Here is a 20,836-nt window from a genome sequence, read left to right on the forward strand (position 1 = left end):
AAGTGAAGGGGGAGGTCTCTCCCCCTGATAGCAGGATTATTCGTAGACGGCTGTAGTATGAAGCAGTTGATCTGCAAAAGTGAAAATCTCATCTATTGAGCCAATCGGATGTCGAGTTTCTTTCTTTTCCGCATCAAACAGGCCTATATATTTTTGGCGAGAGTTAAAATGTAATCTGCAAAGTGGTTTCCGGTTATTGTCATCCAGCAGGATTCCAAAATAACTTTGGGTATCCCTGGGGGCAATCCTGGCGACATCAAATTGCTGCCTGAGTATTGCTTTAACCACATTGAACGCTTCCATTTCTTCAATAGTGGTGTCTACTCTGGATTTTTCTTTATTGTTATCATTTTCGCTGTTGTCACCAGGCAGATCGTTCTCTGAGATTGATGAGACAGTTGAAGTACTGACACTATTACCTATTGCAGACTTCAATCTTGCATTGATGCTATCGTTGAGGAATTGGTTCAGTGCTTTCTTGCTGATATCAGTGAACGACTGTTTAACCCTGGCTGTCAGTACGCCATCATAAATACGAGATGCAAAGAATTTGACGAAATCCTCTTCTGGAGAAGCAAATTGCTCGGCAAGTAGTTTTTTGATCTGGCTAAGATATTTAAGTTCTCCTGCAGCATCAACAACGGACTCAACATCGAAGGCGGTTTTAGTCAGTTTTAATACCTCAGGAACGACATGCTCATCTATGTCCTCAAGATCCAATGTAAGAAATGGCTTTTCATCCATTTTATTTGGTGCATCCAGGTCGGTATAAAATTCATACTGAGCACCATTGGTGAGAATGCCAATTCTGGCATTGGTGACCGAGAAATAACGAAAGAGTTGGCCTGAGTGTTTTGCAGACAGCTTTTCACTGTATTTTTTACATTCAACCAGAATTTGAATCTGGCCATCCTTCAGAATGGCATAGTCAACCTTTTCTCCCTTTTTGATACCGGTATCTGCGGTGAACTCGGGGATTACCTCGGTGGGGTCAAAGACATCATAACCGAGAACACGATTGAGAAATGGCATGACAAAGGCATTTTTGGTCGCTTCTTCAGTAGTGATCATCGATGCTTGTTGCGCAATTTTTTTGGATAGACTCTGTAGCTGTTCTGAAAAATCCATTTCTTCCTCTCTGTATGGCAGCAAGGTGGTACTTTTTAACGCTATATTCCCCTCAATCATTTTCGGGCTGAATAATGGAGACTGGATACCCATAACCTCTGCTTATATTCAGCAAAGTGCCATACGATTCCAAGGATTGTATGCCTGAAACAGGATCTAGCTCACCGCTATTGAGTTTTATGTGAAGAATATTTGGCTCATTGTCGCAAAGAGCAATTAAAAGGGGCGCCTCGGCGCCCCTTCTGTTTACTCCCCCAGCAGCTGTTGCCAGACCGCCAGCACATGGCCTCGTTCGGCCAGCAACTGGTCGTCCCCCACCTTGCGGGAGACCTCCGAGAGGTTGAGGCGATGGCCGAGGTTGCGGATCTCCAGATAGGCGTGCTTGAGCCCCTCCGCCTGCTCCAGGGTCAGCACTCCCGCCAGCACGCACTCGTCGAAGATGCGCACGTTATCGGACCAGCGAGTGAGGGCATCGGGTTCGCCGCAGGCATGGGCCAGCACCAGATACTGGGCGATAAACTCGATGTCCACCATGCCGCCGGGGGACTGCTTGAGATCGAACTCGCCGGCACCGGCTTTGAGCAGGTGATCCCGCATCTTGTGGCGCATCTCGCGCACCTCGCGGGCCAGGGTCGGCAGCTCGCGCTCCTTGGCCAGCACGGCGCGGCGGATGCGGGCAAACTCGGCGATCACCGCCTCATCGCCATAAATCGGACGGGCCCGCACCAGCGCCTGATGCTCCCAGGTCCAGGCCTCGTTTTGCTGATACAGCTCATAGGCCGACAGCGATGAGACCAGCAGGCCAGAGTCGCCGGAGGGGCGCAGCCGCATGTCGATCTCGTAGAGGATGCCGGAGGGGGTGCGGGTGCTGAACAGGTGCAGGATCCGCTGGGCCAGACGCAGGTAGAACTGGCGACTGTCGATGGGCTTGCGCCCGTCGGTGTAGCTGTTGGGGTCACCGCCGTGCAGGAACACCAGGTCGAGATCGGAGCCGTAGCCGAGCTCGATGCCGCCCAGCTTGCCGTAGGCCACCACCGCAAAGCCGCGCTGGCCGCTCACCGCCACCTCGGGCGGCACCCCGTAACGCTCGCTCATCTGGGCCCAGGCCTGATTGACCACCTCCTCGGTGATCGCCTCCGCCAGCCAGGTGAGGTGGTCGCTCACCTTCATCAGCGGCAGGGCGCCGGCGATGTCGGCCGCCACGATGCGCAGCAGCTGCACCTGCTTGAACTGGCGCAGCGCCTCCATCTGCTGCTCCACATCCTCTTCGGGGATGCGCAGCAGGAACTGGCGCAGCTGGGGTTTGTACTGATCGAGCGGAGTGGGGTGGTAGAGGTGCTGCGGGTCGAGCAGCTCGTCCAGCAGGATGGGGTAGCGGGCCAGTTGCTCGCTCACCAGGTGGCTGGCATCGCAGAGCCGCACCAGCTGGCGCAGGGCGCCCGGGTTCTCCGCCAGCAGCTGCAGATAGGCGCTACGGGTGAAGATGCGGGTCAGCAGCTCGCACACCCGCTCGAACAGGCGGGCAGGTTGCTCGCTGGCCACCACCAGTCGCAGTAGCTCCGGCATCAGCCAGTCCAGCGCGATGCGCCCCTGCGGGCCAACCTGACGGCGCTTGTACTCCTCCTTGAAACGCAGCAGCGCGGCGCAGAGCGGGGCGGGCTCGGCCACCCCCTGCGCGGTCAGCAGTTTTTCCAGCTCGGCGGCGTCGAGCTCGGTGCGCCACAGATCGAGCCAGAGCTGCTCCAGATGGGCGGGTGCCTCTTTTTCTTCCCCCACCACGGCGGCGAACTCCTGATGGACGGCCGCCATCTCCTCATCCAGATGAGCCATGAAGGCACCCCAGTCCGTAAAGCCGAGGGCGGCGACGAGTCGCTGGCGATCCCGCTCCTCGGTGGGCAGGGTCTGGGTCTGCTGATCGCCGATCTCCTGCAATATGTTCTCGACCCGGCGCAGGAAGCGATAGGCATCCAGCAAGCGGTCGCAATGGCCGGATTCGAGGGCGCCGCACCGGGCAATGGCGGCCAGCGCTTCCGGCAGATGGCGCACCCGCAGCGCAGGTTCACGACCGCCGCGAATAAGCTGCAACGCCTGGGCGATGAACTCCACCTCGCGAATGCCGCCAGCCCCCAGCTTGATGTTGCCCTCCAGCCCCTTGCGACGCACCTCGGCGGCGATCATCGCCTTCATCTGGCGCAGGCCGTCGATGACGCCAAAGTCGATATAGCGGCGAAACACGAAGGGGCGCAGCATCTCGGCCAGCTCCACCGCATGTTCGCACTGGGGCCCCAGCACCCGCGCCTTGACCATGGCGTAACGCTCCCAGTTGCGACCGTGATGCTGGTAGTAATCCTCCATGGCGGCAAACGAGATGGCGAGCGGCCCCGCGTCGCCAAAGGGGCGCAGCCGCATGTCGACTCGAAATACCTGGCCGTCGACCGTGCTCTGGTGCAGGGCGTTGATGATGCGCTGGCCCAGCTTGATGAAGAACTGCTGGTTGGCGAGCTCGCGCCGCCCGCCGACCGTGTAGCCGTTCTCGGGGAAGGTGAAGATAAGGTCGATGTCCGAGGAAAAGTTGAGCTCGCCACCGCCGAGCTTGCCCATGCCGAGGATCAGCAGCGGCTGCGGGTTGCCGTTGCCATCCATCGGGGTGCCCAGCTCGCCACACTGCTTGGCGTAGAGCCAGTCGCGGGCAGAGCAGATGAGCGCATCCGCCAGTTTGGTGAGGTGGATAAAGCTCTCTTCCACTTCGGCGTGGCCCAGCAGCTCGCGCCAGGCGATCACCAGCATGCGGCTGCGGCGGAACTGGCGCAGGATGCGCTTGAGCGCCTCCTCGTCGTCCACCTCGGCCAGCAGGGCGGCCAGATCGCGTTGGTAGGCGGGCCAGCGCTCGGCCTGATCCAGATCTCCTGAGGCGAGCAGCTCGGTCAGCAACTCCGGCTGTTTGAAGAGAGAGTCGGCGACAAAATCGGAGAGACCGAGCAGGGTCAGCAGAGTCTGGCGCACCGGCTCGGGTTGCGTGCCGTAGTCGGGGGCCAGTTCAGTCAGCCGTTGCCAGTGGCGCTGGGCCAGCTCCTGCAGCAGGGGGGAGAAGGCGGAGAAAGAGGGAGAGTGCTGGGCCACGGTTGCCGTCCTTGTGATTAACGAAACTGCCGGATAAAAAGCTGGCTGCCAATCTAGCACTGTCGGGCCCCCGCGTCACAGCGCAGGGGCGAGAAGCATGATCCGGCGGGAATTATCGGCAGCCGGCCATTCAGGTGCGCTGGTAGATATCGGGGTGGTAGATCTCCATCAGGCTGCCGGGGCTGGCGGGCGGCACGAAGCCGAAACCGGCGTAGAGGCCGTGGGCATCGGAGGTGGCGAGGGAGAGGCGACGCAGCCCCTGCAGCTCGGGATGGTCGAGTATGGCTGCCACCAGTGCCTTGCTGTAGCCGCGGCCGCGATACTCAGGCAGCACGAACACGTCGGCCAGATAGCCGAAGGTGGCGCGGTCTGTGATGACCCGGGCGAAGGCGACCTGCTGGCCGCCGAGGTAGCCGCCAAAGCAGAGCGAATGGTTGATGGCCCGCTGCAGGGTGGCAAGGGGAATGCCGCGACACCAGTAGGCCTCTTCAGACAAGAAGCGGTGGATCAGCGGCAGGTCGAGTCGTCCCTGGTCGGCGCTGATTTCAAGCGCAAGTTCTGTGGTCTGCATCCTGGCTCCTTGCCGCGATGAAAAAAGAAAGGCCCCTCGTGGGGGCCTTCCAGTCTAACCGGATTGCGGCGTTCAACAACAGCGGCCCTGTGTCAGGCCAGTTTGAGGGCCTGGATGATGAGTGCTGTCCAGGGGCTGGCTCATCTCTTCCTGTCTGTGAGATGACGCCCGTCAGGCCAGCTTGAAGGCCTGAATATGAGTATCCAGGGTCTGGCTGTGGCGCTCCACCAGTTCGGAGGCCTCCTGCAGCTCGCGCAGTACCACGACGGAACCCTCCACCACCTGCTTGACCTGCTCCAGGTTGCCGCTCATCTCCTCGGCCACCGAGCTCTGCTGCTCGGAGGCGGCGGCGATCTGGCGGTTCATGTCGGCCACCCCCTGTACCCGCTGCACTATGGTGGCGAGCTGGTCGCCGGCCTGGGTCACCTGCTCCACCCCCTTGTCGGCCTGCTGCACGCTCTGGGCCATCAGCTCGGCCGCCTGGCGGGCATTGCCCTGCAACTGTTCGATCATCTTCTGGATCTCGACGGTGGCGGCCTGGGCCCGGTTGGCCAACTCCCGTACCTCGGAGGCGACCACCGCGAAGCCACGGCCCGCCTCACCGGCGCGGGCGGCTTCGATGGCGGCGTTCAGCGCCAGCAGGTTGGTCTGCTCCGAGATGCCGCGAATGGTGTCGACCACTGAACCTATCTGATCGACCCCCTGTTCCACCTGGTTGACCACGGTGGAGGAGCGTTGAATGTTGCCGGAGAGGGTGTCGATGGTGTTGACGGTGGCAGCCACGCAGCGGCTCCCCTCTTCCGCCAGCTGGCTGGTTTCGGCGGTGGCGTGGGAGGCCTGCTCTGCATGGGCGGCCACCTCGCGGATGGCACCCACCATCTGGCTCATGGCGCTGGCCAGCTGCTCAATTTGGGTGAACTCCTCGCTGATGGCCTCGTTGGCCTCCTCCATGCAGAGGGTCACCTGGGAGGCGATGTCGTTGAGCTCCTTGCAGGCGACGCGTTGGGTGCCGAACACCTCCTTGAGGTTCTCCTGGGAGTGGGCCACCGCTTTGGCGATGTCGCCGAATTCGTCACGGGACTTGAGCAGCACCCGGTGGCTCAGATCCTTGCGGGCGAAGCGTTCCAGCAGGCCCACCAGATAGTGCACCTGCTTGACCATCAGGCGCGAGCCGGTCAGCAGCAGTACCACGAAGACCAGCCCCATGATGGCGGTCTCCATCAGCCCGGTCCAGAGCAGGCTGTTGGCGATGGTGTCTGCCTTGTCGGGGGCGATCCCTTCGCTGAGCAGGGTGGTTTCCAGATTGCTGGCGTCGAACCAGAGCTTGATCAGCAGCAACACAGTACTGAACACCATGAGCAGTACCACTTTGGGTACCAGCCGGATATTGCTCATTCGCCTCTCCAGCGGGTTTAACTGCATAATATTTCTCCTTTTAATGACCGGTTTTCCTTTGTCCTCAGGACTATCGGCATTATCTTCCTTTTTATTAATTCGCACCGTGCCTAAAGTGGGAAAATGTATGCGCCATCACTTAACTCATCTACGCGCCATGGATCTGTTGATGGCGTTTCTGTCGGTGATCTCGGTTGTGCTGGTCACGGCCCGCTGGTGGGGTCATCAAACCCTGGCCCCCCAGACCCTGCAGCTCTTCTATGACGTCGACAGCCTGATCTGCTACTTCTTCCTCGGTCACTTCGCCTATGGCTGGATCCGGGCCCCCGACCGGATGGCCTTCTTCAAGGCCAACTGGTTCTATCTGCCGGGCAGTCTGCCCATGGTGGAGCAGCTGCGCTGGGCCCGGCTCATCCAGTTGTGGCGGATCTACCAGCTGCTGCGGGATCAGCCGGATCTGCTGGCCATGTTTCGCCGCGAGCGCAACGAGACCACCCTCTCCGGCATCCTGTTCCTGTTCTTCCTGCTGCTGGGGGTGGGGTCAGGGGTGATGTACTGGGTCGAGTCGGGCCAGCCCGGCAGCCAGATCCAGACTCCCTACGATGCCTTCTGGTGGACGCTGGTGACCCTCTCCACCGTGGGGTATGGCGATCTGGTGCCCAAGACGGAGGAGGGACGCTTCGTCGCCAGCCTGCTGATCCTGTTCGGGGTCGGTCTGTTTGGTGCCATCAGCGGTTTCATGGCCAGCCTGTTCCTGCAGCCGGGACGGGGGGATGCGGAGCTGGAGAAGTGGCGCCATCACCAGAGCGCACAGCAGGATCTGTTGTTGCAGGAGCTGCGAGCCCTGCGGGCCGAAGTGAAGGCACTGAAACAGAAATAGGCAGCGGCGTCCGGAATGGTCGCGTCGCGATAGAGACAAGTTGCGAGCCACCTCTCAGCTCGGGGGGGAGCCCTTTTCTTTGCTTGTCCTTTGACCCGCCGGCGGCTTAACATTCGCCAGTCACCTAACCAAACGAAGAGAACCGATCGACCATGCGCGCCCTTCTCGGGATCCTGATCTGCTTGTGTGCCCAACAGGCACTGGCCGATACCCGCTATGTTTCAGACAACATCTTTACCTTTATTCACAATGGTCCGGGCACCCAGTACCGGATCCTTGGCAGCGTCAAGGCGGGTGAGCCGCTGGACGTCAAGGCAGTGAACAACGAGGCCGGTTTTACCCAGGTGGTGGACGGTCGCGGCCGTGAGGGCTGGATCAAGAGCAGCGAGTTGCAGGGCGAGATCAGCCTGCGCGAGCGGCTGCCTCAGGTACAGAAAGAGCTGGAAGAGGCCAAGGCCCGCCTGCTGAACCTCAACGGTGACAACGAGAAACGCTTCGCCGAGAAGGATGGCAAGATCGCCGAGCAGAGCAAGGAGATCGCCACCCTCAAGGCCCAGCTGGCCAGCCAGGGCGAGGAGATGGGCAACCTCAAGGAACAGAACGACGCCCTGACCCAGAGCTACGACAACCAGGAGCACGACATGCAGATGGACTGGTTCATCCGCGGTGGTGCCATGGTGGGGGGCGGCATCCTGCTTGGCATCCTGCTGCCCATGCTGCCCCGTCGCCGCAGCCGCGGCGATCGCTGGATGAACTGACAACCGCTGTCGGCAGCAGCGTGAAGGGTCGCCATGGCGACCCTTCTTTTTTGTCTTGCGAAAATTGTATACAAAATAAGGCGATGAATTTTGCCTGGTAGGCATATGGCGCCGATATAGTGCGCCATATGAGCCAATCAGCGTTCTTTGTTAATAACAGGCAACAATTTCATTTCATCTATGGGTTGATATTGTATACATTATCGGCGTTTCGGCGGCACGACCGCCTTCGTCGATATCAGCCCTAGGGCGTACAGGAAGACCCCATATGTTCAAAGCTACCCAAGTGCTTGCCGCTGACTACATTCCCTCCGATCTGGCCGCCCTGCGCGAAGCCATCACCCAGAACTACGTGGTGGATGAAAATGCCTATCTGGCCGAACTGTCGGCCATGCTGCCGGGGGATGGCGCCTCGCTGGAACGGGTGACCCAGCGTGCCCGCACCCTGGTGACCAAGGTGCGCAAGGAGAGCGGATCCGGCGACGGCATCGATGCCTTCCTGCAGGAGTACAGCCTGGATACCCAGGAGGGGATCATCCTGATGTGCCTGGCGGAGGCGCTGCTGCGCATTCCCGATGCCGAGACCGCCGATGCCCTGATCAAGGACAAGCTCTCCGGCGCCAACTGGTCGTCCCATTTTCGCAAGAGCGACTCCACCCTGGTGAACGCCTCCACCTGGGGGCTGATGCTGACCGGCAAGATCATCAAGCTGGACAAGAAGCTGGACGGCAACCCGGCCAACCTGCTGGGCCGCATGGTCAACAAGCTGGGGGAGCCGGTGGTGCGATCCGCCATGTACGCCGCCATGAAGATCATGGGCAAGCAGTTCGTGCTGGGGCGCGACATGAAGGAAGCCCTCAAGGCGAGCCGCAAGTCCCGCGAGAAGGGCTACACCCACACCTACGACATGCTGGGGGAGTCCGCCCTGACCCTGGCCGATGCCGACAAGTATTTCGGTGACTACCAGCGCGCCATCGAGGCGGTGGGCGGCGAGCGCATCAGCGACGGCGGCCCGGCTCCTTCCATCTCCATCAAGCTGTCGGCGCTGCATCCACGCTATGACGTGGCCAACCGCGAGCGGGTGCTCGGCGAGATGTGCGAGCGGCTGGTGGGACTGGTGCGTCTGGCCCGCGACAAAGACGTGGCCATCAGTATCGACGCCGAAGAGATGGACCGCCTCGAGCTCTCCCTGGACTTGTTCGAGCAGCTCTATCGCTCCGACGCCAACCGTGGCTGGGGCAAGCTCGGCATGGTGGTGCAGGCCTATTCCAAGCGCGCCTTGCCGGTACTCTGCTGGCTCACCGCGCTGGCCCGCGAGCAGGGAGATATCATTCCGGTGCGGCTGGTGAAGGGGGCCTACTGGGACAGCGAGCTGAAATATGCCCAGCAGGCCGGTCTGCCCGGCTACCCGCTGTTTACCCGCAAGGCGGGCACCGACATCTCCTACCTCGCCTGCGCCCGCTACCTGCTGAGCGAGCCGACCCGCGGCTTCATCTCGCCCCAGTTCGCCACCCACAACGCCAACACCGTGGTCAGCATTCTGGAGATGGCCGGCGATCGCCAGTTCGAATTCCAGCGCCTGCACGGCATGGGGGAGGAGCTGCACAACGCGGTGCTGAACGAGCATCCCGGCCTGCACTGCCGCATCTATGCGCCGGTGGGGGCTCACAAGGATCTTCTGCCCTATCTGGTGCGCCGCCTGCTGGAGAACGGGGCCAACACCTCCTTCGTCCACAAGCTGGTGGACCCCAACACCCCGGTCGACTCCCTGGCCGAGCACCCGCTGCGCACCCTCAAGCGCTACTCCAGCCTGGCCAACGATCGCATTCCGCAGCCGGTGAACCTGTTCAGCGACCGCAAGAACTCCAGCGGCGTCAACATGAACATCGTCTCCATCCAGCGCCCCTTCTTCGCCAAGTTGAAGGAGCTGGAGAACAAGCAGTGGCTGGCGGGCCCCATCGTCGATGGCGAGACCCTCAAGCGCAACGAGGCCCGCGTGGTGCTGAGCCCGCAGGATGTGAGCCTCACCGTCGGCAAGATCCACTGGGCCGACGAGCAGGCGGTGGAGCAGGCGCTGGCCTCGGCCCATGCGGCCTTCCCGCGCTGGCGCGAGACCCCGGTGAGCGAGCGTGCCGCCGCCCTTGAGAAACTGGCGGATCTGCTGGAAGCGAACCGCGAGCAGTTCATCTCCCTCTGTACCCGCGAGGCGGGCAAGCTGCTGCAGGATGGCATCGACGAGGTGCGCGAGGCGGTGGACTTCTGCCGCTACTACGCGGTGCAGGCCCGTGGCCTGATGGGGCAGGCCACCCTGTTGCCGGGCTACACCGGCGAGATGAACGAGCTGTTCCTGCAGGGGCGCGGCGTGTTCGTCTGCATCAGCCCGTGGAACTTCCCGCTGGCGATTTTCCTGGGCCAGGTCGCCGCGGCGCTGGCCACCGGCAATACCGTCATCGCCAAGCCGGCCGAGCAGACCGGTATCATCGCCCACCTGGCGGTGACCCTGGCCCATCAGGCCGGCATTCCGGGCGACGTGCTGCAACTGCTGCCGGGTGACGGCGCCACCGTGGGTGCCAAGCTGACGGCGGATGCCCGCATCGGCGGCGTCTGCTTCACCGGCTCTACCGAGACCGCCAAGCTCATCAACATGACCCTGGCCCAGCGCGATGGCGCCATCCTGCCGCTCATCGCCGAGACCGGCGGCCAGAACGCCATGATCGTCGACTCCACCGCCCTGCCGGAGCAGGTGGTGCGCGACGTGGTGAGCGCCGCCTTCCAGAGCGCCGGCCAGCGCTGCTCCGCCCTGCGGGTGCTCTACCTGCAAGAAGAGATCGCGCCGCGGGTGCTGGAGATCCTCACCGGTGCCTTGCAGGAGCTCAAAGTGGGCAACCCGGCCGAGCACAACACCGACGTCGGCCCGGTCATCGACGCCGAGGCCAAGGCGGGGCTGGATGCGCACCTGGTGCACATGATCCCGCGTGCCCGCCTGATCGCCCAGGCGCCGATGCCGGCCGTGACCCTGGGGGGGCACTTCGTGCAGCCGACCGCGCTGGAGATCGGCTCCATCCGCGAGCTGACCCGCGAGCAGTTCGGCCCCATCCTGCACGTGGTGCGCTACGCCGCCCGGGATCTGGACAAGGTGATCGCGGATATCAACGGTACCGGCTACGGCCTGACGCTGGGGATCCACAGCCGCAACGAATCCCATGCCGAGGAGCTGGCGAGCCGCATCAACGTGGGCAACGTCTACATCAACCGCAACCAGATCGGCGCCATGGTCGGGGTACAGCCGTTCGGCGGGCAGGGGCTCTCCGGCACCGGTCCCAAGGCGGGCGGCCCTCACTATCTGAGCCGTTTCATTACCGAGAAGACCCGCACCATCAACACCACGGCGGTGGGCGGCAACGCCTCACTGCTGGCGATGGGCGATGCCTGATCGACCGTGACCGACATCAGGCCGCCTGCGGGCGGCCTTTTTCATGGGCATTCTCATGGGTATTGAAAAGCCGCCATCTTGGGGTCGCCACCCGGCTTGCCGCGTCTTAAGATGGTGGCCGGTTGTCGCTTTCATCCGTCACCGCCGCCCAGTCCCGGGCGCGCATCCCGACCGACGTCACAACAAAGAGTGCTGCATCTATGCCATTAACCGAACAGGCCCGCTGGTTCGTGCTGGGGGGCGATCACCTCGTCCTGCTGGATGACCAGGGGCGCATTCCACAAGGCCCCCGCGCCTGTCTGCCCAGCCACTTGCAGCATGCTGCCTTTGAGCGCTTTGACGAGTGGGACGGGCTGCCCTGCCTGCTGCTGGATCTGGGGGAAGAGGCAGATCTCGAGGCCCTTACCCCCCTGCGCCAGCTGATGGTGGCCGGGGATGAAGAGGGCTTTCGCCTGGCCGGCCGCGCCTGGCAGCTCGCCACCTTTCGCCGTACCCACCGCTTCTGCGGCGAGTGCGGCGCCCCCATGAGCTCGAAGGCGGGGGAGTGGGCGCAAGGGTGCCGCCATGGCCACGTCGTCTATCCGCGCATCTCCCCCTGCATCATCGTGGCGGTGCGCAAGGGGCCCGCCATCTTGCTGGCGGCCCACCGCCGTCACTATCAGGCCGAGGATCCCATGTATACCGTGCTGGCGGGTTTTGTGGAGGCGGGGGAGAACCTCGAGCAGTGCGTGGCGCGGGAGGTGTTCGAGGAGAGCGGCATCCGGGTGAGCAACGTGCGTTACGTGGCGAGCCAGCCCTGGCCATTCCCCCACAGCCTGATGATGGGCTTCACCGCCGATTATGAGAGCGGCGAGATCCGGGTGCAGGACGAGGAGCTGGTGGCGGCGGATTTCTTCGAGGCTAGTGTGCTGCCAAGGCTGCCGCCCCACGGCACCATAGCGCGGCGGCTTATCGAGCAGTGTCTCGCCGACGTGGGCTGACGGCCCCCGGCCCTGCAGGAAAAGCGGGGCGCTTGTTTGCGCCCCTTCACATCTTTGCACTCCAACGGCAGTGGCTGGCGTTTGAGCCGCCCCCCGCCGCGCACAAAGTGGTATCATATCCGCCATTTTATGCTGGATATGAACTCAGGAACTGGGATGAAAGAGCTGAAGAACGATCGTTACCTGCGTGCCCTGCTGCGCCAGGAAGTGGACATGACCCCGGTATGGATGATGCGCCAGGCTGGCCGCTATCTGCCGGAATACAAGGCCACCCGCGCCCAGGCGGGGGATTTCATGTCCCTGTGCCGCAACGCCGAGCTGGCTTGTGAGGTCACCCTGCAGCCGCTGCGCCGCTATCCGCTCGATGCCGCCATCCTCTTCTCCGACATCCTCACCGTGCCCGATGCCATGGGGCTCGGTCTCTACTTCGAACAGGGTGAAGGCCCGCGCTTCGAGCGTCCGATCACCTCCATGGCCGACGTGCAGGCGCTGCCGGTGCCGGATCCGGAAGACGAACTCGGCTACGTGATGAACGCGGTGCGTACCATCCGCCGCGAGCTGAAAGGCGAAGTGCCGCTCATCGGATTCTCCGGCAGCCCCTGGACCCTGGCCACCTACATGGTGGAGGGGGGCAGCTCCAAGGCGTTCACCAAGATCAAGCAGATGATGTACGCAGAGCCGCAGACTCTGCACCTGCTGCTCGACAAGCTGGCCGACAGCGTGATTGCCTATCTCAACGCCCAGATCAAGGCGGGTGCCCAGGCAGTCATGGTGTTTGACACCTGGGGCGGCGTGCTCACCCCACGCGATTACCGCGACTTCTCCCTGCAGTACATGCACAAGATCGTCGATGGCCTGATCCGCGAGCACGACGGTCGCCGCGTGCCGGTCACCCTGTTCACCAAGAACGGTGGCCAGTGGTTGGAGCAGATCGCCGCCACCGGTTGCGATGCGCTGGGTCTGGACTGGACCACCGACATCGCGGACGCCAAGCGCCGGGTCGGCGACAAGGTGGCGCTGCAGGGCAACATGGATCCCTCCATGCTCTACGCCAGCCCGGCCCGCATTCGTGAAGAGGTCGCCTCCATCCTGGCCGGTTTCGGTCACGGCAACGGCCACGTCTTCAACCTGGGTCACGGCATCCATCAGGATGTGAACCCGGAGCATGCCGGCGTGTTCGTCAACGCGGTCCACGAGCTGTCAGCCCAGTACCACGGCCGCTGAGCGCCGTCGACAACACAAGGAACAACGGGGCCTGCGGGCCCCGTTTTGCTGTCTGCGGCGGGGGCTGCATCCTGACCGCCGCTCGGGTTACACTGCAACCCGGTAGAGGGCGGTCGACTTCAGGCGGGCACGGCAGCGTGCACCCCGGAGCTGGCGCCCTGCGGTCATGGCTGGAGGCAGGATGAGCAACAGGTTGTTGGATTGGGGTATCGACCTTGGCGGTACCAAGTGCGAGTGCGTGGTGCTGGAAGGGGACGAGGTGCTGCTGCGCCATCGCATTCCCACCGAGCGTGCCGGCGGTTATGACCACATGATCGGCCAGATCGCCAAACTGGTAGCAGAGTGTGCCGACAAGATCGGTCAGCGGCCGACCCTCATTGGCATGGGGACGCCGGGGGCGCGGGATCCGCAAACCGGCCTGATGAAGAACTGCAACACCACCGAGCTCAACGGCAAGCCGTTCAAGGAGGATCTGGAGCGCCGGCTCGGCGTGCCCGTGCTGATCGCCAACGACGCCAACTGCTTCGCGCTGGCGGAAACCCATCTGGGGGCGGTGCGCCAGCACCACCCCTCTGCACGCGTGGTGTTCGGCATCATCATGGGCACCGGGGTTGGCTCCGGCATCGTCATCAACGGCCGCATCCTCAACGGCCACCACGGCATCGCCGGCGAGTGGGGCCACAACGTGCTTTCACCCGACGGCCCCGAGTGCTACTGCGGCAAGCGCGGCTGCGTCGAGACCTTCATCAGCGGCCCGGCGCTGGAGGCCTGGTACGAGGCCAAGGCCAAGCGCCGCCTCCCGCTGGCCAAGATCGCGGTGGCGACGGCTCACGATCACGTGGCCAAGCTCACCATCGACCGGTTGCATCTGCTGTTTGGCCAGGCGCTGGCCAACGTGGTCAACATCCTGGATCCGGATGTGATCGTCATCGGCGGCGGGGTGGGCAACGTGCAGAGTCTGTACCGCGCGGGACGGGAGACTATTTTGCCCTTCCTCTTTAATCCCCGCTTCGCCACCCCCATTATTGCTCCAGCCTTGGGGGACAGCGCCGGGGTATTCGGGGCGGCATTGTTGGCCCGCGGTGAATTTCAGGATGCCCTGCTGTCGTGAGTCAGCCATCCGCTTGTCCCTTTGTCCATGCTGAGGACCCGGAATTTTCATGATCAAGATTGCCATCAACGGGTACGGGCGGATCGGCCGCAACGTGCTGCGGGCCCTCTACGAGAGCGGCCGCGACAAGAACATCAAGATAGTGGCCATCAACGAGCTGGCCGCCCCCGAAGCCATGGTGCACCTGACCCGCTTCGACACCAGCCACGGTCGCTTCCACCATCCGGTGCAGCTGGCCGGCAACAGCATGCTGGTGGGGGAGGATCTCATCTCCCTGTTTGCCGAGCGGGATCCGTCGCGCTTGCCGTGGCGGGCGCTGGGGGTGGACGTGGTGCTGGATTGCACCGGGGTGTTCGGCTCGCGGGCCGATGCCGAGCTGCATCTGGCGGCGGGGGCGGGCAAGGTGTTGTTCTCCCATCCGGCCGAGGCGGACGTGGACGCCACCATCGTCTACGGGGTCAACCATCAGGTGCTGACCGGGCGCGAGCGGATCGTCTCGAACGCCTCCTGCACCACCAACTGCGTGGTCCCCGTCATCGAAACATTGCATCGAGAATTCGAGATAAATTGTGGTACTATTACGACAATTCATTCGGCCATGCATGATCAGCAAGTCATCGATGCCTACCACAGCGACTTGCGCCGAACCCGCGCCGCCAGCCAGTCCATCATCCCGGTGGATACCAAGCTGGCCAAGGGGTTGGAGCGGATCCTCCCCCACTTCGCCGGCAAGTTCGAGGCGATCGCGGTACGGGTACCGACCATCAATGTAACGGCAATGGATCTCAGTATTACTGTTCGTAAAAAAGTGACGGTTACTGACGTAAATCAAGCCCTGCAACGGGCATCCAGAGGTACATTAAGCGGTATTCTGGATTACACGGAAGAGCCACTGGTCTCCGTAGACTTTAATCATGATGCTCACTCCTGCATCATTGATGGTACCCAGACCCGGGTCAGCGATGCCAACCTCGTCAAGATGTTGATGTGGTGTGATAACGAATGGGGCTTCGCCAACCGCATGCTGGATACCACCCGGGCCATGATGGCCGCAGGCTGAGAGCCTGCACCGGGCGCAAGGTTACTGTTTTTAACATTACCTGAAAATATAGAGGACTGAATATGTCTGTTATCAAGATGACTGACCTGGATCTGGCGGGCAAACGCGTTCTGATCCGTGCTGACCTGAACGTGCCGGTAAAAGACGGCAAGGTCACCTCCGATGCACGTATCGTGGCGACTCTGCCGACCATCAAGCTGGCTCTGGAAAAGGGCGCCAAGCTGATGATCACCTCCCACCTGGGTCGTCCGACCGAGGGTGAATACAACGAAGAATTCTCCCTGGCTCCGGTTGTCAACTATCTGAAAGACGCACTGTCCTGCCCGGTTCGTCTGGCCAAAGACTACCTGGATGGCGTAGAAGTCGCCGCCGGTGAGCTGGTTGTGCTGGAAAACTGCCGCTTCAACAAAGGCGAGAAGAAGAACACCGAAGAGCTGGCCAAAAAATACGCCGCCCTGTGTGACGTCTTTGTAATGGATGCGTTCGGTACTGCTCACCGTGCCGAAGGTTCCACCTACGGTGTGGCACAGTTCGCACCGGTTGCCTGTGCCGGCCCGCTGCTGGCTGGTGAACTGGAAGCCCTGGGCAAAGCCATGCTGAAGCCCGAGCGCCCGATGGTTGCCATCGTTGGCGGCTCCAAGGTCTCCACCAAGCTGACCGTACTGGAATCCCTCTCCAAGATCGCTGACCAGCTGGTGGTTGGTGGTGGCATCGCCAACACCTTCATCGCTGCTGCCGGTCACAACGTCGGCAAGTCCCTGTGCGAGCACGACCTGATCGACACCGCCAAGAAACTGGCTGCCGAAACCAATATCCCGGTCACCACCGACGTGGTTGTGGGTGCCGAGTTCTCCGAGTCCACCCCGGCCACCATCAAGTCCGTTGCTGACGTGACCGACGGCGACATGATCTTCGACATCGGCCCTGACTCTGCCAAGGCCCTGGCCGACATCATCATGAATGCCAAGACCATCCTGTGGAACGGCCCGGTCGGCGTGTTCGAGTTCGACCAGTTCGCCAAGGGTACCGAAGTGATCGCTCGTGCCATCGCTGAATCCCCGGCCTTCTCCATCGCTGGCGGTGGTGACACCCTGGCCGCCATCGACAAGTTCGGCATCGCCGACAAGGTCTCCTACATCTCCACCGGCGGCGGCGCCTTCCTGGAGTTCGTGGAAGGCAAGGTACTGCCGGCTGTTGCGATTCTGGAACAGCGCGCCAAAGCCTAATTGACCCGAGACGGGGGGCAAAAGCCTCCCGTTTCGTTTATCATGTGGCCGCTGTGCCGGTTCATGATGAACCCCCCATTTTTTATTAACGGCATACGAGACAGGACGATTAAACATGTCTAAGAAAATTTTCGACTTCGTAAAACCGGGCGTGATCACTGGTGATGACGTTCAGAAAGTGTTCGCCATCGCGAAAGAGAACGGCTTCGCTCTGCCGGCAGTCAACTGCGTCGGTACCGACTCCGTGAACGCCGTGCTGGAAGCTGCCGCCAAGGTGAAAGCGCCGGTTATCGTTCAGTTCTCCAACGGTGGTGCTGCATTCACCGCTGGTAAGGGTCTGAAGCTGGAAGGTCAGCAGGCTGCAATCATCGGTGCCATCTCCGGTGCCAAGCACGTGCACGCCGTTGCCGAAGCTTACGGTGTACCGGTCATCCTGCACACCGACCACGCTGCCAAGAAGCTGCTGCCGTGGATCGACGGTCTGCTGGAAGCGGGCGAGAAGCACTTCGCTGAAACCGGCAAGCCGCTGTTCTCCTCCCACATGCTGGATCTGTCCGAAGAGTCTCTGGAAGAGAACATCGACATCTGCTGCGAGTACCTGACCCGCATGGCCAAGATGAACATGACTCTGGAACTGGAACTGGGTTGCACCGGCGGCGAAGAAGACGGCGTCGACAACAGCCACATGGATCAGTCCGCTCTGTACACCCAGCCGGAAGACGTGGCCTACGCCTACGAGCGTCTGTCCAAGATCAGCCCGCGCTTCACCATCGCTGCCTCCTTCGGCAACGTGCACGGTGTCTACAAGCCGGGTAACGTCAAGCTGACCCCGTCCATCCTGGACGCTTCCCAGAAGTACGTGTCCGAGAAGTTCGGCATCCCTGCCAAGTCTCTGGACTTCGTATTCCACGGTGGCTCAGGTTCCACTCTGGAAGAGATCCGCGAGTCCATCTCCTACGGCGTAGTGAAGATGAACATCGACACCGACACCCAGTGGGCGACCTGGGAAGGCATCCTGGACTTCTACAAGACCAACGAAGCCTACCTGCAAGGTCAGCTGGGCAACCCGGAAGGTGCCGACAAGCCGAACAAGAAGTTCTACGATCCGCGCGTATGGCTGCGTGCCGGTCAGACTTCCATGATCAAGCGTCTGGAACAGGCTTTCTCCGACCTGAACGCCATCAACGTACTGTAATTAGTACAGCACCTTGATTGCATGAAAAGGCGCCCTGCGGGGCGCCTTTTGCATGAGTGCGGATCGCGATGGGCGGTCGGCTCGTGACAAGGCGTCCTTTGGGACGCCTTTTGCATTTCTGTGATCCCGGCGGGCTGGATTGGCGACGGGGGCCTGCGTATTATCGATGGCAGGCCGTTTATTTTAGTAAACGCAACGGGACCAGGGCAGGATGCTGAACATGCAGGGAAAGCACAACACACATCAGGAACACGTGGCCTCCTATTACGCGGCCACCCGCAATGACAATCAGCAGTGGCCAGAGCTCAGCGGGGAGTGCAATGCCGAGGTCTGCATCATAGGCGGCGGCTTCACCGGTCTCAATACCGCCATCAATCTGGCCGAGGCTGGCTACAAGGTGGTGCTGCTGGAAGCCAACCGTATCGGCTGGGGCGCCTCCGGGCGCAACGGCGGTCAGCTCATTCGTGGTATCGGTCACGACACCAGCCAGTTCGCCCGCTGGATTGGTGAAGAGGGTGTGCGCGAGCTGGATTTGATGGGGCTGGCGGCGGTCGAGCTGGTGCGCGAGCGAGTCGAGCGCTTCAACATCGACTGCGACCTGCGCTGGGGCTACTGCGATCTGGCCACCCGCCAGCGCCATCTGGCCGGGTTTGCAGAGGAGGCGGCGCACCTGGCGAGCCTCGGCTACCGGCACGAGCTGAAACTGGTGGCGCGCGAAGATATGCATAGTGTGGTGGGATCGGATCGCTACATCGGCGGCATGATCGACATGGGCTCCGGCCACCTGCACCCTCTCAACCTGGCGCTGGGTGAGGCGCGCGCGGCGGCCAGCCTGGGAGTGGTCCTGTTTGAGCAATCCAGAGTGGTGCACATCGACTATGGCGAGCGGCTACAGGTCACCACGGCCCATGGCCGGGTCAGCGCCGACTACCTGGTGATCGGCTGCAACGCCTATCTCAATGACCTCAACCCCGAGCTGGGGGGCAAGGTGCTGCCGGCGGGCTCCTACATCCTCGCCACCGAGGTGCTGGAGAAACGGCTGCGCCAGCGGTTGCTGCCGCAAAACATGGCGGTGTGCGATCAAAACGTGGCGCTCGACTACTACCGTCTCTCCGCCGACGGCCGCCTGCTGTTTGGCGGGGCCTGCAACTACTCGGGACGGGATCCTCGCGACATCAAGGCCTTCATGCTGCCCAAGCTGCTGCGGGTGTTTCCCGAGCTGGCGGAGACCGCCATCGAGTTCCAGTGGGGCGGCATGATAGGCATAGGGGCCAACCGGCTGCCCCAGATCGGCCGCCTGGCGGATCATCCCAACGTCTTCTATGCCCAGGCCTATTCCGGCCACGGTCTCAACGCTACCCATATGGCGGGCAAGCTGGTGGCGGAGGCGATCAGGGGGGAGCGCCGGGGGCTGGATCTGTTTGGCCGCGTGCCCCACATGACCTTCCCCGGCGGCCCGGCGCTGCGTTCGCCCTTGCTGGCGCTCGGCATGCTCTGGTATCGCTTCAAGGATCTGTTCTAAGCGAGTCAGGGCTTGCCACGGCTCGGCAAGCGGTTGCCGCCCCGTTTGCCGGCCAGCCGGATTTATCCTGCCGTTGCCTCGCTTTATAGTCGGAGTTGTCAAAAATCCATCATGCGCCAATTTCTTGTGCTGATCAGAGGAACACACCGGATTGGCGCGGGGTTTGCCATCTGTGAACGGGGTTTGAGCCGCTGAGGATCAGCGGCGGCCCCGCTCAGGAGATCAGGACAATGACAACAAACGTAACGGCCGCGGGAAGCGTCGGCTCGCTGGCGCAACTGCTGGCAACGCGCAGCGGCGAACGGCAGGAGAGACCAGAGATGCCGCCTCCGCCGCCCCCGGGTGCGAGCAACAAGATGGAGCAGGATCTCAAGTCGGTGCTGGCCGAGCTGGGCCTGTCGGGCAAGAGCGAGGAAGAGAGCGGTGAGAGTACCGAGAGTACCGCCGCCAGCGGTGGTTCACTCGATTCCTTCATGGCGAGCCTGATGGATGCCCTGCACGCTCAGCAGGAGGGGAGCAAGGCCATCGCCACTGGCAGCAGTGACAATCCCATGAAGCTGGATCTGCAGAGCCTGCTGGGTCAGCTGGATGGGGAAGGGGAGCCTGGCAGCGAGGTGAGCGCCCTGCAGAGTCAATTCTCCAGCCTGCTGGAGAGCAGCGGCAACAGCGGTAGCGGGGTGACTCTGAAGGATCTGTTGTCGGCCTTTGCCAGCAAGATCCCGAGTGACGCGCCCGACCGGAAGGGTTATATGGTGGATACCCAGGCCTGAGTCGGCCCGGGTTGCCTGGCCGGGGCCGCGTCAGTGAGCGGGCTCGGCCAGACGTCAGCCCTGCTCGGTCTTCATCATCCACACCTCGGCTTGCTGCGGCAGCACCTGGCCCGCCTCGAACTCGCCGTACTTGCGCTCCAGTTCCATCAGTCCCATCTCCTGCTGGAAGGGGCCGACCCTGTCGTAGACCAGATCCTCGTCCTGCAGTACCTGCAACTGCTCCAGTCCCCGCTTGAAGTGGAGCTGGTAGCTCACCTTGACCAGATAGACCCCCTCCATGCGCTCTTCCTTGTCCAGGATGGTGAAGTCGCTGATCTCGAACAGATTGGCGTCGGTGTCGGCCTGCAGTTTGGCGGTGACCTGGGTCCGGATTGCCTCTTCACCTGGACCTGCGTAACAGCCATAGAGCCAGAGGGCAAGCAGGGGGATGAACCACTTTTTCATCAAAACTCCGGACGAACGA

16 protein-coding genes are annotated in these 20,836 nt (G+C 62.0%); 11 read left to right on the forward strand and 5 right to left on the reverse strand.

Going from position 1 to position 20,836, the window contains the following annotated elements; translation table 11 throughout:
- Positions 1-36 precede the first annotated feature (36 nt).
- The 4 genes from PG897_RS17075 to PG897_RS17090 form a co-directional block, all read right to left on the reverse strand.
- Complete coding sequence (locus tag PG897_RS17075) at positions 37-1,128, reverse strand: type I restriction endonuclease (RefSeq protein WP_201881459.1); 1,092 nt, start codon at positions 1,126-1,128, stop codon at positions 37-39.
- Between the two features lie 246 nt (positions 1,129-1,374).
- On the reverse strand, positions 1,375-4,248 hold the full coding sequence (glnE, locus tag PG897_RS17080) for a bifunctional [glutamate--ammonia ligase]-adenylyl-L-tyrosine phosphorylase/[glutamate--ammonia-ligase] adenylyltransferase (RefSeq protein WP_201881420.1): 2,874 nt from the start codon (positions 4,246-4,248) through the stop codon (positions 1,375-1,377).
- A 130-nt stretch (positions 4,249-4,378) separates the two neighbouring features.
- On the reverse strand, positions 4,379-4,819 hold the full coding sequence (locus PG897_RS17085) for a GNAT family N-acetyltransferase (protein ID WP_017779337.1): 441 nt from the start codon (positions 4,817-4,819) through the stop codon (positions 4,379-4,381).
- A 171-nt stretch (positions 4,820-4,990) separates the two neighbouring features.
- The gene (locus tag PG897_RS17090) at positions 4,991-6,241 is read right to left on the reverse strand and encodes a methyl-accepting chemotaxis protein (RefSeq protein WP_005309321.1); all 1,251 of its coding nucleotides are present in this window, start codon (positions 6,239-6,241) and stop codon (positions 4,991-4,993) included.
- Positions 6,242-6,272: 31 nt separating this feature from the next.
- Here PG897_RS17090 and PG897_RS17095 point away from each other — a divergent pair, with 31 nt between their 5' ends.
- From PG897_RS17095 to PG897_RS17145, 11 genes are all read left to right on the forward strand, one after another.
- On the forward strand, positions 6,273-7,094 hold the full coding sequence (locus PG897_RS17095) for a potassium channel family protein (RefSeq protein ID WP_017782385.1): 822 nt from the start codon (positions 6,273-6,275) through the stop codon (positions 7,092-7,094).
- A 152-nt stretch (positions 7,095-7,246) separates the two neighbouring features.
- Entirely contained in the window at positions 7,247-7,852 is a 606-nt protein-coding gene (locus PG897_RS17100) for a TIGR04211 family SH3 domain-containing protein (protein WP_005309324.1), read from the forward strand.
- Between the two features lie 268 nt (positions 7,853-8,120).
- A complete protein-coding gene (putA, locus tag PG897_RS17105; protein ID WP_201885367.1) occupies positions 8,121-11,285 on the forward strand; it encodes a bifunctional proline dehydrogenase/L-glutamate gamma-semialdehyde dehydrogenase PutA in 3,165 nt (1,054 codons plus the stop codon).
- Between the two features lie 200 nt (positions 11,286-11,485).
- Positions 11,486-12,265 carry an NAD(+) diphosphatase gene (gene nudC, locus PG897_RS17110; RefSeq protein ID WP_043170453.1) on the forward strand — a complete coding sequence of 260 codons (780 nt, stop codon included), beginning with the start codon at positions 11,486-11,488 and terminating at the stop codon, positions 12,263-12,265.
- Between the two features lie 156 nt (positions 12,266-12,421).
- Positions 12,422-13,489: a uroporphyrinogen decarboxylase gene (gene hemE / locus PG897_RS17115; RefSeq protein ID WP_010635049.1), complete on the forward strand. Its 1,068-nt coding sequence runs from the start codon at positions 12,422-12,424 to the stop codon at positions 13,487-13,489.
- Between the two features lie 181 nt (positions 13,490-13,670).
- Positions 13,671-14,600 carry an ROK family protein gene (locus PG897_RS17120; RefSeq protein WP_201881416.1) on the forward strand — a complete coding sequence of 310 codons (930 nt, stop codon included), beginning with the start codon at positions 13,671-13,673 and terminating at the stop codon, positions 14,598-14,600.
- A gap of 49 nt (positions 14,601-14,649) precedes the next feature.
- The gene (epd, locus tag PG897_RS17125; protein ID WP_010635047.1) at positions 14,650-15,660 is read left to right on the forward strand and encodes an erythrose-4-phosphate dehydrogenase; all 1,011 of its coding nucleotides are present in this window, start codon (positions 14,650-14,652) and stop codon (positions 15,658-15,660) included.
- A gap of 62 nt (positions 15,661-15,722) precedes the next feature.
- Positions 15,723-16,886 carry a phosphoglycerate kinase gene (locus tag PG897_RS17130; RefSeq protein ID WP_005309339.1) on the forward strand — a complete coding sequence of 388 codons (1,164 nt, stop codon included), beginning with the start codon at positions 15,723-15,725 and terminating at the stop codon, positions 16,884-16,886.
- Positions 16,887-17,001: 115 nt separating this feature from the next.
- Positions 17,002-18,081, forward strand: a complete 1,080-nt coding sequence (gene fbaA / locus PG897_RS17135) for a class II fructose-bisphosphate aldolase (protein ID WP_005309342.1) — start codon at positions 17,002-17,004, stop codon at positions 18,079-18,081.
- Between the two features lie 220 nt (positions 18,082-18,301).
- A complete protein-coding gene (locus PG897_RS17140; protein WP_270829207.1) occupies positions 18,302-19,603 on the forward strand; it encodes an NAD(P)/FAD-dependent oxidoreductase in 1,302 nt (433 codons plus the stop codon).
- A gap of 230 nt (positions 19,604-19,833) precedes the next feature.
- Positions 19,834-20,373 carry a hypothetical protein gene (locus tag PG897_RS17145; protein WP_233422795.1) on the forward strand — a complete coding sequence of 180 codons (540 nt, stop codon included), beginning with the start codon at positions 19,834-19,836 and terminating at the stop codon, positions 20,371-20,373.
- Positions 20,374-20,427: 54 nt separating this feature from the next.
- On the opposite strand, the gene PG897_RS17150 is transcribed toward PG897_RS17145, so the two are convergent.
- Entirely contained in the window at positions 20,428-20,817 is a 390-nt protein-coding gene (locus PG897_RS17150; protein WP_270829208.1) for a hypothetical protein, read from the reverse strand.
- Positions 20,818-20,836: the final 19 nt, after the last annotated feature.

This window comes from Aeromonas sp. QDB20, from assembly GCF_027707805.1.
Lineage (GTDB): Bacteria > Pseudomonadota > Gammaproteobacteria > Enterobacterales > Aeromonadaceae > Aeromonas > Aeromonas dhakensis.